This is a genomic window from Pseudomonas sp. LAIL14HWK12:I1 (assembly GCF_003202095.1).
Taxonomy (GTDB): Bacteria; Pseudomonadota; Gammaproteobacteria; order Pseudomonadales; family Pseudomonadaceae; genus Aquipseudomonas; species Aquipseudomonas monteilii.
In genome coordinates, this window is sequence record NZ_QJKG01000013.1 from 1 (window position 1) to 15,911 (window position 15,911).

Here is a 15,911-nt window from a genome sequence, read left to right on the forward strand (position 1 = left end):
TCAAGGAGTTTTTCGTTCCGATGTCGCTGGAAGTGGGGCGCATTATAAGGGGATTCGAAACCGCGTCAACCCTTAATTTCAAGAAACCTTAATATTGCGGAAAAACAAAGCGGGGAGGCCTGCCGGCCTCCCCGCTTCAATTACCTGCCTTAAAGGCTAGGGAATGCGAATTGCGATGCCTCATGGCTGGCACGCTGCGGCCAACGCTGGGTAATTGCCTTGCGACGGGTATAGAAGCGAACACCGTCCGGGCCATAGGCATGCAGGTCACCGAACAGCGAACGCTTCCAGCCACCAAAGCTGTGGTAAGCCACCGGCACCGGCAGCGGTACGTTTACCCCCACCATGCCCACTTCAATCTCGTCGCAGAACAGGCGCGCCGCTTCACCGTCACGGGTAAAGATGCAGGTACCGTTGCCATACTCGTGATCGTTGATCAGCTGCATGGCCTGCTCCAGGCTGTTCACGCGCACCACGCAAAGCACCGGGCCGAAGATCTCTTCTTTATAGATGCGCATCTCTGGGGTCACCTTGTCGAACAGGGTGCCGCCCACGAAGTAACCATCTTCATTACCGGTCACACGGAAGCCGCGCCCGTCCACCACCAGCTTGGCGCCGGCAGCAACACCGTCATCGATGTAACCCACCACCTTGTCACGTGCAGCCGCAGTCACCAGAGGGCCCATGTCCAGACCGCACGAGGTGCCTGCACCAATCTTCAGCGCTTTGATCTGTGGTTCCAGCTTGGCAATCAGCGCATCAGCCACTTGGTCGCCCACGCACACAGCCACCGAAATGGCCATGCAACGCTCGCCGCACGAACCGTAGGCCGCGCCCATCAGTGCGCTGACGGCGTTATCCAGGTCGGCATCCGGCATCAGCACCGCGTGGTTCTTGGCACCACCCAGGGCCTGTACACGCTTGCCGCGCTTGGTACCTTCTGCATAGATGTATTCGGCGATAGGGGTCGAACCCACAAAGCTCAGTGCTTTCACTTCTGGCGCTTCGATCAGCGCATCCACTGCTTCCTTGTCACCGTGCACCACGTTCAGGATGCCCTTTGGCAGGCCGGCTTCCAGCAGCAGTTGGGCAATGAACAGCGTGGAGCTCGGGTCACGCTCGGAAGGTTTGAGGATGAAGGCGTTACCGCAGGCGATGGCCAGCGGGTACATCCACAGCGGCACCATGGCCGGGAAGTTGAACGGGGTAATGCCCGCAACCACGCCCAGTGGCTGGAAGTCGGACCAGGCGTCGATGTTCGGGCCGACGTTGCGGCTGTACTCGCCTTTCAGCACTTCTGGCGCCGCGCAGGCGAACTCGACGTTCTCGATGCCGCGCTTCAGCTCACCGGCTGCGTCTTCCAGGGTCTTGCCGTGCTCTTCGCTGATCATCTGCGAGATTTTGGCTTCGTTCTGCTCCAGCAGTTGCTTGAAGCGGAACATCACCTGGGCGCGTTTGGCCGGCGGGGTGTTGCGCCAGGCCGGGAAGGCTGCCTTGGCGGAGTCGATCGCTTCCTGCACGGTCGCGCGGCTGGCCAGCTCGACCTTGCGTACAGCCTGGCCGGTGGACGGGTTGAAGACATCGGCGGTGCGCTCACCCTTGGTAACCAGCTCGCCGTGGATCAGGTGCTGAACAATGCTCATGCAAAACTCCAGATAAAGAAGGTAGAAGCAGGCGCGTGATGCGTTCACGCGCCGGGCATCAAAATCGGATAGATCAGTCGATCAGGTTCAGGGTTTCGCCGACTGCGTCGAACAGGCGGTCCAGTTCCTGCGGCGTGGTGTTGAAGGTTGGGCCGAACTGCAGGGTGTCGCCACCGAAGCGCACGTAGAAGCCCGCCTTCCACAGTTTCATCGCCGCTTCGTACGGGCGGACGATGGCATCACCGTCGCGAGCGGCGATCTGGATGGCACCGGCCAGGCCGTAGTTACGGATATCGACGATGTTCTTGGTGCCCTTCACGCCGTGCAGCAGCTTCTCGAAGTGCGGCGACAGCTCGGCGGCGGACTGCACCAGGCTTTCCTTCTGCAGCAGGTCCAGCGCAGCGATACCGGCGGCACAGGCTACAGGGTGGGCCGAATAGGTGTAGCCGTGCGGGAATTCCACGGCGTACTCCGGGGTCGGCTGGTTCATGAAGGTCTGGTAGATCTCGCTGCTGGCAATCACCGCACCCATCGGGATGGCGCCGTTGGTGACCTGCTTGGCGATGCACATCAGGTCCGGGGTCACGCCGAAGGCTTCAGCGCCGGTCATCGCCCCCATGCGGCCGAAGCCGGTGATCACTTCGTCGAAGATCAGCAGGATGTTGTGCTGGGTGCAGATTTCACGCAGGCGCTTCAGGTAACCCTTCGGCGGCGGCAGTACGCCGGCCGAACCGGCCAGCGGCTCGACGATCACCGCGGCGATGTTGGAAGCATCGTGCAGCTCGATCAGCTTGAGCATTTCGTCAGCCAGGGCAATACCGCCCTCTTCCGGCAAGCCCTTGGAGAAGGCGTTCACTGGCAGCACGGTGTGAGGCAGGTGGTCGACATCCAGCAGCTGACCGAACAGCTTGCGGTTGCCGTTGACGCCACCCAGGCTGGTACCGGCAATGTTCACGCCGTGGTAGCCACGGGCACGGCCGATGATCTTGGTCTTGGTGGCCTGGCCTTTCAGGCGCCAGTAGGCACGCACCATTTTCAGCGCGGTGTCGGCGCACTCGGAACCGGAGTTGGTATAGAAGACGTGATTCAGGTCTCCCGGGGTCAGCGCGGTGATCTTCTCGGCCAGCTGGAACGACAGCGGGTGGCCGAACTGGAAGGCCGGTGAGTAATCGAGGGTGCCGATCTGGCGGGCCACTGCCTCGGTGATTTCCTTGCGGGTGTGCCCGGCACCGCAAGTCCACAGGCCAGACAAGGCATCGAAAATCTTGCGCCCTTGGTCATCGACCAGGTAGTTGCCTTCGGCCGCCACGATCAGCCGTGGGTCGCGCTGGAAGTTACGGTTGGCGGTGTAGGGCATCCAGTGGGCATCCAGCTTGAGCTGGCTGGCGATACCGGCGGGAGCGGTTTCGGGCATGTTCATCGGCGGTTCCTCGGAAGACGATTAGGCAACGATGGATGTTGTTGCAGCTAAGTTGGCACGCGGATAAAGTCTGAAAAAGCCTACATTTCTAATCTTCAGACAGGCCAAGACTAAACTAATGAGCCGACGCCCCGATCCACTCGCCCAGGTCAGCGACTTCGACATCCGCTTGCTGAAGATCTACCGCAGCGTAGTCGAGTGCGGCGGCTTCTCGGCCGCCGAGAACGTGCTGGGCATTGGCCGCTCGGCCATCAGCCAGCAGATGAACGACCTGGAGCAACGCCTTGGCCTGCGCCTGTGCCAACGTGGCCGCGCCGGTTTTTCACTGACCGAGGAAGGCCGTGAGGTCTACCATTCGGCCCTGCAACTGCTCAGCGCACTGGAGAGCTTTCGCACCGAGGTCAATGGCCTGCACCAGCATTTGCGTGGCGAGCTGAACATTGGCCTGACCGACAACCTGGTCACCCTGCCGCACATGCGCATCACCCACGCCCTGGCCGAACTCAAGGACCGAGGCCCCGATGTGCGCATCCAGATCCGCATGATTGCCCCCAGCCAGGTTGAACACGGTGTGCTCGACGGTAGCCTGCATGTGGGCGTAGTCCCCCAGACCAGCCCGCTGTCGGGCCTTGAGTACCAACCGTTGTACAGCGAACGTTCGCTGCTTTACTGCGCCGTTGGCCACCCGCTGTTCTATGCCGATGACCAGCAGATCGACGACGCACGCCTGAACAGCCAGGAAGCCATTACCCCGACGTTCCGCCTGCCGGCCGACATCCAGGCGCACTACCAGGCGCTGAACTGCACGGCCAGTGCTTCGGACCGCGAAGGGATGGCGTTCCTTATCCTCACCGGGCGCTACATCGGCTACCTGCCCGATCATTACGCCACCTTCTGGGTGCAGCAGGGCCGCTTGCGTGCCCTCAAGCCTCAACAGCGCTTCTATGACCTGAGCCTGAGCTGGGTAACGCGCAAGGGCCGGCGGCCGAACCTGGTGCTGGAAAGCTTTCTCGACAGCCTGGCTGCGACACGTTGATGCCAGTCTCTGCCGCAAACGCTTGTCACTTCGGCACAGGCAGGTAATCTTGTCCGACAGCCGCAGCCCCTGACCCGTACGGAATCGTCCATGACCCTAGAAGTCCCTGCGCATCGCCTCTCTGCCTCGGGCAAGCCCGCGGGCCGCATCCGCCAGAAGAACGAACAGGCCATTATCCAGGCCGCCGAAGACGAGTTCGCCCGCCATGGTTTCAAGGGCACCAGCATGAACACCATCGCCCTCAAGGCGGGCTTGCCCAAGGCCAACCTGCATTACTACTTCACCAACAAGCTGGGCCTGTACATTGCCGTGCTCAGCAACATCATCGAGTTGTGGGACAGCACCTTCAACGCCTTGAGCGTCGATGACGACCCCGGCGAGGCCTTGAGCCAGTACATCCGTACCAAGATGGAGTTTTCCAGGCGCAACCCGCAAGCTTCGCGGATTTTCGCCATGGAAGTGATCAGCGGCGGCACCTGCCTGACCGAATATTTCAGTGCCGACTACCGTGAGTGGTTCCGCGGCCGAGCCGCTGTGTTCCAGGCCTGGATCACAGCCGGCAAGATGGACCCGGTCGACCCGGTGCACTTGATCTTCCTGCTGTGGGGCAGCACCCAGCACTACGCCGACTTCGCCACCCAGATCTGCCAGGTGACCGGCCGCAGCCGCCTGACCAAGCAGGACATGGAAGACGCGAGCAACAACCTTATCCACATCATTCTGAAGGGCTGCGGCATCAAGCCGGCTGCCTGAACGTCATTTATGCCTTCTACCCTGCTCGACCTCTGCGAGTACCGCGAGGAAATCCGCAAAAGCCGCTTCATCACCCTGGCCGGGCCGATCAGCAGTGCTGCGGACGCGATGAGTTTCATCGAACGCCACAGCGACCTGGCCGCCACCCACAACTGCTGGGCCTGGAAGCTTGGTGCCCAGTACCGCAGCAGCGATGACGGTGAACCCGGCGGCACTGCCGGGCGGCCGATTTTGGCAGCCATCGAAGCACAAGACTGCGACCAGGTCGTGGTACTGGTGATCCGCTGGTATGGCGGTATACAACTGGGTACCGGCGGCCTGGCCAGGGCCTATGGCGGTGGCGCCAACAAATGCCTGCAGCAGGCGCCCAAACGGCTGCTGGTGCAGCGCAGCGAATTCACTTGCAGCTGCAGTTTCAGCGAACTGGCACTGGTGAAACTGCGTCTGGCAGAGGTTGATGGCCTCGTCCTGGATGAGCAATTCACCGCCAACGGCGTGGACCTGCTAATTGCGCTGGGTGACGCCCACCTGGCCCCCCTGCAGCAGCAACTGGCCGACTTGAGCCGCGGGCGCATCCTGCTCGAAGCCCGCTGAACATTGCCCACAGCAACTGTGGGCCGGCCTGTGGATAAGCTTGGGGCACTCGGTTGCAGCCCAATAAATTCAAGGCCCGCATAGCTTTGATCATATTTTGATCACTGCTTGATGACAGCCGCAAACCGCTGAAAGCGTGAAAGTTATCCCCAGTGGAGGGCTCGACGAGCCTACCCACCCCACCAGAGCTTGCACACAATAACTGTGGAACAGCCTGTGGATAACCCGTGCGCCAACAGGCGAAGCGCCCGGCTACAAGCGCTCTGGCAACCTTGATCAATTTTTAGCCGTTTATCCGGTGAGCGCACACGCCTTCCGTAACGTATGCTCAATTCCTTTTTCCTACACCGATAAAGGAATGTTCCTATGGCTAATTCAAGAACTGCCCTCATCATCGGCGCCTCGCGCGGGCTTGGCCTGGGCCTGGTGCAACGCCTGCACGAAGATGGCTGGAACATCACTGCTACTGTCCGCAACCCACAGCAGCCCGGCGCCCTGGCGGACGTGCCCGGCGTGCACATCGAGCAGCTGGAGATGAACGACACCGCCCAGCTCGACGGCCTGAAGCAACGCCTGCAGGGCCAGGTGTTCGACCTGGTATTCGTCAACGCCGGTGTCATGGGCCCCCTGCCACAAGACCTGGAGACCGTACAAAACAAAGACGTCGGCGACCTGTTCATGACCAACGCCGTCGCACCGATCCGCGTGGCCCGGCGCCTCGTCGGCCAGGTACGCGAGGGCAGCGGCGTACTGGCCTTCATGAGCTCGATCCTGGGGAGCGTGACCATCCCCGACGGCGGTGAAATTTGCCTGTACAAGGCCAGCAAGGCGGCGTTGAACTCGATGATCAACAGCTTTGTCGTCGAGCAGCAGCGCCCCGACCTGTGCGTGCTGGCCATGCACCCAGGCTGGGTAAAAACCGACATGGGTGGCGAAAACGCCGAGATCGACGTACTCACCAGCACCCGCGGCATGCTCGACCAGATCAAGGCGCAAAGCGGCAAGGGTGGCCTGCGTTTCATCAACTACAAGGGCGAACCCTTGGTCTGGTGATTCACCGGGTCGCAGCCTGGCCGGGCGCAATGCCCGGCCAGCCCCTGTAGAATGGCGGCAACCGTACCTGATTGAGACCCCCCTATATGTATGACTGGTTGAACGCCCTGCCCAAGGCCGAGCTGCACTTGCACCTGGAAGGCTCGCTGGAGCCCGAGCTGCTGTTCGCCCTGGCCGAGCGCAACAAGATCGCCTTGCCCTGGGCCGATGTAGAGACCTTGCGGGGCGCCTACGCCTTCAACAACCTGCAGGAGTTCCTCGACCTGTATTACCAGGGCGCCGATGTGCTGCGTACCGAGCAGGACTTCTACGACCTGACCTGGGCCTACCTGCAACGCTGCAAGGCGCAGAACGTGATACACACCGAACCGTTCTTCGACCCGCAAACCCACACCGACCGTGGCATCCCCTTTGAAGTGGTGCTAAACGGTATCAACCAGGCACTGAAGGACGGCCGTCAGCAACTGGGCATCAGCAGTGGCCTGATCCTCAGCTTCCTGCGCCACCTGAGCGAAGATGAAGCGCAAAAAACCCTCGACCAGGCCCTGCCGTTCCGCGATGCATTCATCGCCGTTGGCCTGGACAGCTCGGAAATGGGCCACCCGCCGAGCAAGTTCCAGCGTGTGTTCGACCGCGCCCGCAGCGAAGGCTTCGTTGCCGTCGCCCATGCCGGCGAAGAAGGCCCGCCCGAGTACATCTGGGAAGCGCTGGACCTGCTGCAAATCAAGCGTATCGACCATGGCGTGCGCGCCATCGAGGACGAGCGCCTGATGCAGCGCATCATCGATGAGCAGATCCCGCTCACGGTGTGCCCGCTGTCCAACACCAAACTGTGCGTGTTCGACCACATGAGCCAGCACAACATCCTCGACATGCTCGAGCGTGGCGTGAAAGTGACGGTCAACTCGGACGACCCGGCCTACTTCGGCGGCTACGTCACGGAAAACTTCCACGCCCTGCACACCCACCTGGGCATGACCGAAGACCAGGCCCGTCGCCTGGCACAGAACAGCCTGGATGCCCGGCTGGTCTGATTGAACGACGACGTTGCGTTCAACCGACCTGCAATGTCTCCACGCGGGCGATGCGATTGATCTGCTGGATACCCAGCGCAGAGATATGCAACGCCCGCGTGTCTTCGGCCTCACGCATCCAGCCAGATTGCAGGAATAGCCTGAACAAAGCCTGGCCCAGCACGCCGCCCAGATGCGGGGCCTGGTCATTCCACTCGGTGCAGCGGCAAATCACGCAACCGCGTTGCTCGTGGGGTGCCAGGGCATCGATGTACACCCCGACCGAGGCCAACTGCGCCCTCCCCTCGTCACTGACCATCAACTGCCTTCCGCTGCCTTCCAGCCAGCCGGCCACCACCAGGCGGTGATACAGCTCACTGGCTAACTCCCCGCCCAGGTGATCGCCACAACGGCGTGCCCGGCGCATCGACATGGGCAGCGGTGATACCGGTGCCTTGGCCTGCTCTCCCCTGGTGCTTTCCAGCTGTACGCTGGCCAAGGCCTCGACCGCCGCCCCGACCTGTGGGGTTGCCAGGCGGAAGTAGCGTTTTCGCCCCCTGGCTTCATGCCGGAGCAAACCGGCCGATGACAGCAACGAAAGGTGCGCGCAAGCCGACGAGGACGTCAGGCCGGTCATTATCGCAAGTTCATTGGCTAGCCGTGGCGTACCGTCGATCAATGCCCACAACATGGCACTGCGTTTGGGGTCGGCCATCAAGCTGGCGATCTGGCTGATGCTGCTGGCTGCGTTCATGTCCCTGTAACTCCCTGCAAGTTCACTGAGTGGATGCGATGGCCAACCCTGGCAGGGAAGCACCTCTCGCTGGCACTGGCCTGGCTCGCCAGTATAAGCCGCAGAAAATCGCATTCAGACGGCCTTGCGCAGACACATCGGCGACGAAAAACCACTGGGTATGCCTACCCATGGCAACCAGTGAACCGGCGCCAGAAAGCGACCCGCAAGCCGGTCAGCCAAAGCGCCGATACCCACAGACAGAGGCCCCGAAATATCTGGATAGAAAAAGACTTGCAGCAATTTCAGATACGGCCCACAGCGACCTTCCACAAATAGCGCGCGAGCTAGCGAAGGTTTCGCAGGTTTGCAGGCATTGCGCCCTTCGACCGTCAGTCAGAACACTGACGCAACGCATGGCAGGCAGGAGGGCCAGCGCTACACTTGAGCGGCTCTTCCCATTCTGGAGGTATGCCGCGATGAAAATTATCGTCAGTGCATCGAGCCGAAACCCCGCCTGTCCTTGGCAGGTCCAGCTCGATCAACACGTGGTCAGTTTCCGCAGCGAGGCCGAGGCGCGAGCCTTCGTCGCCACGCTGGAAACCCGCCTTCATGCACCTCACCCGCTCATGCGGGAGTCTTGGCCTGCAAGCGCCGGGTCAGCAGCGCGACACTGACCGCCAATGCCCCGCACAAGCTGATCACCAGCGCCATAGGTACCGCGCTGCCATCGTGCAGTAGCCCGACCAGCGCAGCGGCACCCGCAGCAACGCTGAACTGCACGCACCCCATCAATGCCGAAGCACTGCCGGCCCGCGCGCCCTGCCCGCTCATGGCACACGCCGAAGCATTGGGGATGATGCAGCCCAGGCTGGCAATGCAGATGAACAACGGCACCAGCAGCGGCCACAGCTGCGCGGGTCGCAAAGCCGCCACGCCCAACAGCACCAGGCCCGCAACCAGGTACAGCCACACGGCGCGCGCCAGCAGGAAAGCAGGCCCGCGCTTGGCCAGCAATCGGGCATTCACCTGCGCCACGAGTATGAAGCCGGCAGCATTGGTGCCGAATAGCCAGCCGTAATGTTCGGCCGGTACGCCATAGAGCTTGATGAACACGAATGGCGAACCGGCGATGTAGGCAAACATGCCGGCAATGGCGATACCACCCGTCAAGGCATGGCCAAGGAACACCCGGTCAGCGAGCAGGCGCAAATACTGGCGCAATGCGCCAGACAGCGGCTGTCGCGGAATATGCGCAGGCAGGCTTTCCGGCAGGCCCAGGCTGACCGCCAGCAGGCAACCGGCGCTGAACAGGCTCAACGCCAGGAAGATCGACTGCCAGCCCGCCAGGTTCACCAACACCCCGCCCAGCATCGGTGCCAGGATTGGCGCCAGGCCCATGACCAGCATCAGTTGCGAGAACACCTTGGCCGAGGCCACCGGGTCGCACTTGTCGCTGACGATGGCCCGCGACAGCACCATGCCTGCGCAACCGCCCAGCGCCTGGACAAAGCGCGCTACCACCAGGGTGTCGAGGTTGGGGGCATAGGCACAGGCCAGTGACGCCAGGGTGAACAGGGTCACGCCGAACATCAGCGGCTTGCGACGGCCAAAGCGGTCGGCAACCGGCCCGTAAGCCAGCTGGCCGATGGACAGGCCAAGGAAGTAAGCGGCCAAGGTGGCCTGGACGTGTTTTTCGTCGGTGGCGAACGCCTGCGCCATGGCCGGGAAGGCGGGCAGGTAAAAGTCGATCGCCAAGGGCCCGAACGCACTGAGTGCGCCCAGGATGAGCACCATTCGCAGGTTCATCAGGAATCCATAGCAGGCTAAGCAAGTGGATGATTCTACCTGCTGTGGACCCTATGAATGTGAAAACATTTGCAACAAACCCACGGGCTTCGCGGGCACGCCCGCTTCCACAGGTTGGTAATCAGGCGAGTTCAGCCTGATACCCTTCATCCCTGATCGCAGTAAGAATCTGTTCCGGCGCCAGCTCACTCTGCACCCGCACCTGTCTGGCCGCCAGGTCGATCTCGATTTTGGCCGCTGCATCCTGCTCCTGCACTGCCCGGGTCACCGCTTTCACACAATGGCCACAGGTCATGCCTTGTACATTGAACACTTGCATGGGGGTCTCTCCTTCAGGTTTTCAACGAGTCTCAAGCTTGCCATCGGGGCAAGGTCAACAGCCGGGGTGGAAATCTACGCCCGTGTCGGCCAAGCTGCGCCTTTGACGATCAGGCAAGCAGGAGATTATTCATGTTCAGGGCAGCATTGGGCGTCGTCGGGCTATTGAGCGCGCTGGCTGCGGTGCCACCGGCCAGCGCCGAGGGCAACTCGGACTACAGCGTACTGATCATCTCCCGGGAACGCCTGGAAGTGGCCACCGGTTGCGAAATTGGCGTTTACCTCAACGACCAGCTCTCCGGGCGCGTGTTCCAGGAACAATCCACCTCGTTCAACCTTCCACCCGGTCCGGTAGACGTACGCCTGCGCCTGCTGCCAGGGCAGGTGCAAGGCTGCGCGCCGGGCATCGAGGACCAGCGCAGTACACGCTTGAACTTGCAGGCGGGCCAGATCAACAAATACCGCATCGCCATGGGGCAATATGGCCTGGAGTTGAAGCGAGCCGGCCTGGGCTATTGACCTTACCTGCATGGCAAGGTTGATGCTGGAGGCCTGTCCAAGGAGGAGAGCCATGCCCGCATCCACCACTTACGACCTGCCGATCTCCGGCATGACCTGCGCCAGCTGTGCCGGCAGGGTCGAGCGCGCCCTGCGCAAGGTCACCGGCGCTGAACAGGTCAGCGTCAACCTCGCCACCGAACAGGCTCGGGTCCAGGCCCCGGCCAACAGCCTGCCCGCCCTGGTCGACGCCGTGCGCGAAGCCGGCTACGGCGTGCCCACCCGCACTGTCGAACTGCAGATTGGCGGCATGACCTGCGCCAGTTGCGCCGGCCGCGTTGAGCGTGCCCTTGGCAAGCTGCCTGGGGTCGAGCACGTCAGCGTCAACCTGGCCAGCGAACGCGCGCACCTCGAAGTGCTCGCAGCCCTCGATGACAACCTGCTGATCGACGCCGTGCACAAGGCCGGCTACAGCGCCAGCCTGCCGCAATCGGCCAAGGACGACCAAAGCGCTGCCCAGCGCCGCCTGCGCAATGAGCGTCTGGCGGTCGGCGCAGCCTTGCTGTTGGCCCTGCCGCTGGTACTGCCAATGCTGGTGCAGCCCTTCGGCCTGCACTGGATGCTGCCAGCATGGGCACAGTTCCTGCTGGCCACGCCGGTGCAATTCATTCTCGGCGCACGCTTCTACGTAGCCGCCTGGAAGGCCGTACGCGCCGGTGCCGGCAACATGGACCTGCTGGTGGCCCTGGGCACCAGCGCCGGCTATGGCCTGAGCCTTTACCAATGGGCACATGCCCCCGCCGGCATGGCCCCGCACTTGTACTTCGAAGCCTCGGCCGTGGTCATTGCCCTGGTATTGCTGGGCAAGTACCTGGAAAGCCGTGCCAAGCGCCAGACCGCCAGCGCCATCCGCGCCCTTGAGGCACTGCGTCCGGAACGTGCCGTGCGTGTCGTCGAGGGCCAGGAAGAAGACGTGCCCATTGCCCAGCTGCGCCTGGGCGACCTGGTACTGGTCAAGCCCGGCGAGCGCTTCCCGGTCGATGGTGTAGTCGAGGACGGCAGCAGCCATGCCGACGAAGCCCTGATCAGCGGCGAAAGCCTGCCAGTACCCAAGCAGCCGGGCGACAGCGTCACGGGCGGTGCCATCAATGGCGAAGGCCGGTTGCTGGTGCGCACCCAGGCGCTGGGGACCGAAACCGTGCTGGCACGTATCATCCGCCTGGTCGAAGACGCCCAGGCCGCCAAGGCGCCGATCCAGAAGCTGGTCGATCGGGTCAGCCAGGTGTTCGTCCCCGCCGTGCTGGTGCTGGCCCTGATCACCCTGGTCGGCTGGTGGCTGGCCGGCGCACCGCTGGAAACCGCGCTGATCAACGCCGTCGCCGTGCTGGTCATCGCCTGCCCCTGCGCCCTCGGCCTGGCCACCCCTGCGGCAATCATGGCCGGCACCGGGGTCGCTGCCCGCCACGGTATCCTGATCAAGGACGCCGAAGCCTTGGAGCGTGCCCATGCGGTCAACCGCGTGGTCTTCGACAAAACCGGCACCCTCACCTCCGGCAGCCCTCGGGTGGTCCACAGCCAGGCGCAGGCTGGCAGCAGTGCCGACCTCCACCGCCTGGCCGGCGCCCTGCAACGTGGCAGCGAACACCCACTGGCCAAAGCAGTGCTGGATGCCTGTGCCGAACAGGGGCTGGACGTGCCGGTGGTTACCGACAGTCAGTCGCTGACCGGGCGCGGTATCGCAGGAAGTGTGGAAGGCCGTGAGCTGGCCCTGGGTAACCGCCGCCTGCTGGACGAAAGCGGGCTGCAGCCCGGCGACCTGGCTGCGAAGGCCCAGGCCTGGGAAGCCGAGGGGCGCACCTTGTCGTGGCTGATCGAACGTGGCGCGCAACCCCGCGTGCTGGGCCTGTTCGCCTTTGGTGACAGCCTCAAGCCCGGCGCCGCGCAGGCCATCGACACCCTGCATGCCCAACACATCAGCAGCCACCTGCTGACCGGCGACAACCGCGGCAGCGCCAAAGTGGTTGCAGACGCCCTGGGCATCGACGATGTGCATGCCGAAGTATTGCCAGCCGACAAGGCTGCGACCGTGGCCGCGCTCAAGCAGGACGGGGTGGTCGCCATGGTGGGCGATGGCATCAACGATGCCCCGGCACTGGCCGCCGCCGACATCGGCATTGCCATGGGTGGCGGTACCGACGTGGCCATGCAGGCCGCGGGCATCACCCTGATGCGCGGTGACCCTCGCCTGGTGCCTGCGGCCCTGGAGATCAGCCGCAAGACCTATGCGAAGATTCGCCAGAACCTGTTCTGGGCATTCATCTACAACCTGATCGGCATCCCGCTGGCCGCGCTGGGTTATCTCAATCCGGTACTGGCCGGCGCCGCCATGGCCCTGTCCAGCGTGAGCGTGGTCAGCAACGCGCTGTGGCTCAAGGCGTGGAAACCCACCAGCACCACCCAGGAGGCGCCATGAATATCGGCCAAGCCGCCCGCCGCAGCGGGCTTAGCACCAAGATGATCCGTTATTACGAATCCATCGGCCTGCTCAAACCGGCCACACGCAGCGACAGCGGCTACCGCCTGTACCAGGCGGAAGACTTGCACAGCCTGGCCTTCATCAAGCGCTCCCGCGACCTGGGGTTTTCCCTGGAGGAGGTCGGCAAGCTGCTGACCTTGTGGCAGGACCGCCAACGTGCCAGCGCCGATGTGAAAGCGCTGGCCATGCAGCACATCGACGAGCTGAACCGGCGCATCGAGGAGCTGGTGAGCCTGCGCGACACCCTTGGCGAGCTGGTTTCGCACTGCCAAGGGGACGACCGCCCGGACTGCCCGATCCTCAAAGACCTGGCCAACGGCGCCGCCGGCAACTGCTGCCACTGAACGGTCACACGCGTTTGGTATGCCAAAAGCGTCCAAACGCGACCGAATAGTCACCAACTACGACTTTATCCAATAAATACGGGCGTTATCGCTACATAAAACCCGGATGCTGCCGATGCACTGGCTACCTGCCTCGTGTGTCGACAATAAAAATTCCGGGAGCGTCGATGAGCATCAAACAGAAACTGACCTGGGCATTCGCGGTCATCGCCGGCTTGCCCATCGTCCTCGTGGCCACCTTGGTGGTCCTCAACCTGCGTGGCGAAGCCCGCGACGGATTCCTCGACAGCAGCAGCCGGGAAATCCGTCAGGTCAGCAACGCGATGAACATCTTCTTCCAGGGCATCAACCAGAACGTCGAGTACATGGCTTCGCAGCCAATGGTCGCCGCCACGGGCAGCGAGCTGAACAAGTACATGAGTGCCTCGCCGTCCTACGAACTGGGCGAGCAGGCCAGCAAGCTCCTTGACTTCATGACCCGCCTGGCCAACTCACACCCTGCGTATGCCTACTTGTCCTACGGGGTGAACGACGGTGGCTACACAGGCTGGCCGGCAGGGCAGAAGTTCGTCAATTACGACCCACGCACTCGCCCCTGGTACCAACTGGCCATGGCCAACCCGGGGAAAACCGTTCGTACCGGCGCCTACTACTGGGCGGCAGACGATGCGGTACTGGTCAGCACCGTGCGCGCCGTGGCCAACCAGCTGGGCAACCCCGGTGGCGTGGTCAACATTGACGTGTCGCTCAAGGGCCTGACCGAGATCATCAAGCAGATCAAGCTGGGCGAAAGCGGCTACCTGATGCTGGTGGAAAGCAACGGTAACGTAATGGTCGACCCACGCGACGCCGGGCACAACTTCAAGCAACTGGCGAGCGTTGGCGGTGGTTATGCCGAGTTGGCCAAGGCGGGCAAAGGCCTGGTCGAAGTCGAGCTCAATGGCGTGCACTACATGGCCAACGTCTACCCCGACGAGCAACTAGGCTGGACCTTCATCGGCCTGATCGAACACAGCGAAGTGATGCAGACCACCACCCGGCTAACCTGGCTGATCGGGGTCATCGCCGTGGTGCTGGCGGCGTTGTTCGCCGTGGTGGGTGCAGCGTTCGCCAAGCTGATCGTGCGCCCTATCAACAGCGTTACCAACGGCCTGGAAGACATTGCCCAAGGTGAAGGTGACCTGACCCGTAACCTGGAAATCCGCGGCCGCGACGAAACCGCGCAACTGGCCAGCTGGTTCAACCAGTTCCTGAGTGCCATCCGCAGCCTGATCCAGCACATTGGCGCTGCCGCCGGCAAAATCCTCAGCACCTCCAGCAGCTCGACCCGCGTCTCCAGCGACATGGCCGAGGCCGCAGGCCGCCAGCGCGAAGCCGTGGACATGGTTTCCACTGCGTTCCACGAAATGGTCGCCACCGCCAACGAAGTGGCGCGCTCCTGCAGCCAGGCAGCGCAGTCGGCCGACAGCGGTCAGCAGCAGGCCCGCGAAGGCCAGCAGCAGATCGATGCAGCGGTACACAGCGTTGACCGCCTGAGCCAGGAAATCGAGCAGTCGGCGCAGTCGATCCAGCAGCTGGAGCGGGACAGCAATGCCATCCAGTCGATCCTCGGCACCATCCGCTCGATCGCCGAGCAGACCAACCTGCTGGCCCTCAACGCCGCCATCGAAGCCGCCCGCGCGGGTGAGCAAGGCCGTGGCTTTGCCGTGGTGGCCGATGAAGTACGGGCCCTGGCCAAACGCACTGCCGACTCCACTGCCGAAATCGATGGCCTGCTGGGCAACCTGGCCAACCGCACTGCCGAAGTGGCCGCGCAGATGCATGCCAGCCTGGAGGTATCGCAGCAATCGGTGAGCCGCATTGGCCTGGCACGCGACAGCTTCGGGCAAATCCGGGAATCGGTGGATGTGATCCGCGACATGAATACGCAGATCGCCACAGCCGCCGAGGAACAGCATCAGGTGGCCGAGGACATCAACCGTCACATCAGCCAGATTCACGGTGATGCCCAGCTGGTGGCCGAACTGGCCCAGGCGGCGCGGGTGGACTCGGAGAGCCTGGCAGGGCTGTCCAATGAGCTGGATGCGCTGGTGCGCAGGTTCCGCACCTGATGCGTTACCTGTACCGGCCTCTTCGCGACTAACGCCGCGCAGAGGCCGGT

The 15,911-nt window shown here is 62.9% G+C and carries 15 protein-coding genes and 1 pseudogene; 11 read left to right on the forward strand and 5 right to left on the reverse strand.

Annotated elements, in window-relative coordinates; translation table 11 throughout:
- Positions 1-149: 149 nt before the first annotated feature.
- Together D906_RS24670 and D906_RS24675 are read right to left on the reverse strand one after the other, a co-directional pair.
- A complete protein-coding gene (locus D906_RS24670) occupies positions 150-1,643 on the reverse strand; it encodes a CoA-acylating methylmalonate-semialdehyde dehydrogenase (protein ID WP_019099776.1) in 1,494 nt (497 codons plus the stop codon).
- Positions 1,644-1,716: 73 nt separating this feature from the next.
- Entirely contained in the window at positions 1,717-3,063 is a 1,347-nt protein-coding gene (locus D906_RS24675) for an aspartate aminotransferase family protein (RefSeq protein WP_027615806.1), read from the reverse strand.
- Between the two features lie 118 nt (positions 3,064-3,181).
- Between D906_RS24675 and D906_RS24680 the strand changes: the two genes are divergently transcribed.
- The 5 genes from D906_RS24680 to D906_RS24700 all read left to right on the forward strand — a co-directional run bounded on the left by D906_RS24680 (position 3,182) and on the right by D906_RS24700 (position 7,533).
- Positions 3,182-4,099, forward strand: coding sequence for a LysR family transcriptional regulator (locus tag D906_RS24680; protein ID WP_027609861.1), 918 nt, complete (start codon positions 3,182-3,184; stop codon positions 4,097-4,099).
- A gap of 90 nt (positions 4,100-4,189) precedes the next feature.
- Positions 4,190-4,852 carry a TetR/AcrR family transcriptional regulator gene (locus tag D906_RS24685; RefSeq protein WP_027615805.1) on the forward strand — a complete coding sequence of 221 codons (663 nt, stop codon included), beginning with the start codon at positions 4,190-4,192 and terminating at the stop codon, positions 4,850-4,852.
- A gap of 9 nt (positions 4,853-4,861) precedes the next feature.
- Entirely contained in the window at positions 4,862-5,446 is a 585-nt protein-coding gene (locus D906_RS24690) for a YigZ family protein (protein WP_016484768.1), read from the forward strand.
- Positions 5,447-5,812: 366 nt separating this feature from the next.
- Positions 5,813-6,499, forward strand: coding sequence for an SDR family oxidoreductase (locus D906_RS24695; protein ID WP_019099772.1), 687 nt, complete (start codon positions 5,813-5,815; stop codon positions 6,497-6,499).
- Positions 6,500-6,585: 86 nt separating this feature from the next.
- Positions 6,586-7,533 carry an adenosine deaminase gene (locus tag D906_RS24700; protein WP_016715423.1) on the forward strand — a complete coding sequence of 316 codons (948 nt, stop codon included), beginning with the start codon at positions 6,586-6,588 and terminating at the stop codon, positions 7,531-7,533.
- A 19-nt stretch (positions 7,534-7,552) separates the two neighbouring features.
- Here the strand turns inward: D906_RS24700 and D906_RS24705 are convergent, their stop codons facing one another.
- Positions 7,553-8,266 (reverse strand): helix-turn-helix transcriptional regulator, encoded by a 714-nt coding sequence (locus D906_RS24705; RefSeq protein WP_016715422.1) that lies wholly within the window; start codon positions 8,264-8,266, stop codon positions 7,553-7,555.
- Between the two features lie 458 nt (positions 8,267-8,724).
- Here D906_RS24705 and D906_RS26925 point away from each other — a divergent pair, with 458 nt between their 5' ends.
- Positions 8,725-8,922, forward strand: coding sequence for a hypothetical protein (locus tag D906_RS26925; RefSeq protein WP_081741895.1), 198 nt, complete (start codon positions 8,725-8,727; stop codon positions 8,920-8,922).
- Here D906_RS26925 and D906_RS24715 read toward each other — a convergent pair.
- Together D906_RS24715 and D906_RS24720 are read right to left on the reverse strand one after the other, a co-directional pair.
- Entirely contained in the window at positions 8,873-10,054 is a 1,182-nt protein-coding gene (locus D906_RS24715) for a multidrug effflux MFS transporter (protein ID WP_027615804.1), read from the reverse strand. The two genes, D906_RS26925 and D906_RS24715, sit on opposite strands and share 50 nt — an antisense overlap.
- A 121-nt stretch (positions 10,055-10,175) precedes the next feature.
- Positions 10,176-10,373 (reverse strand): heavy-metal-associated domain-containing protein, encoded by a 198-nt coding sequence (locus D906_RS24720; RefSeq protein WP_019099770.1) that lies wholly within the window; start codon positions 10,371-10,373, stop codon positions 10,176-10,178.
- A gap of 131 nt (positions 10,374-10,504) precedes the next feature.
- Here D906_RS24720 and D906_RS24725 point away from each other — a divergent pair, with 131 nt between their 5' ends.
- From D906_RS24725 to D906_RS27175, 5 genes and pseudogenes are all read left to right on the forward strand, one after another.
- A complete protein-coding gene (locus D906_RS24725) occupies positions 10,505-10,891 on the forward strand; it encodes a hypothetical protein (protein WP_016715419.1) in 387 nt (128 codons plus the stop codon).
- 52 nt (positions 10,892-10,943) lie between these two features.
- Positions 10,944-13,343, forward strand: a complete 2,400-nt coding sequence (locus D906_RS24730; protein WP_019099769.1) for a heavy metal translocating P-type ATPase — start codon at positions 10,944-10,946, stop codon at positions 13,341-13,343.
- The gene (gene cueR / locus D906_RS24735) at positions 13,340-13,750 is read left to right on the forward strand and encodes a Cu(I)-responsive transcriptional regulator (RefSeq protein WP_019099768.1); all 411 of its coding nucleotides are present in this window, start codon (positions 13,340-13,342) and stop codon (positions 13,748-13,750) included. The genes D906_RS24730 and cueR overlap by 4 nt, the downstream gene beginning before the upstream one ends.
- A gap of 365 nt (positions 13,751-14,115) precedes the next feature.
- Positions 14,116-15,003, forward strand: a pseudogene (locus D906_RS27170) (cache domain-containing protein); the annotation flags it as partial.
- Between the two features lie 129 nt (positions 15,004-15,132).
- Positions 15,133-15,861, forward strand: coding sequence for a methyl-accepting chemotaxis protein (locus D906_RS27175; RefSeq protein WP_371257973.1), 729 nt, complete (start codon positions 15,133-15,135; stop codon positions 15,859-15,861).
- Positions 15,862-15,911: the final 50 nt, after the last annotated feature.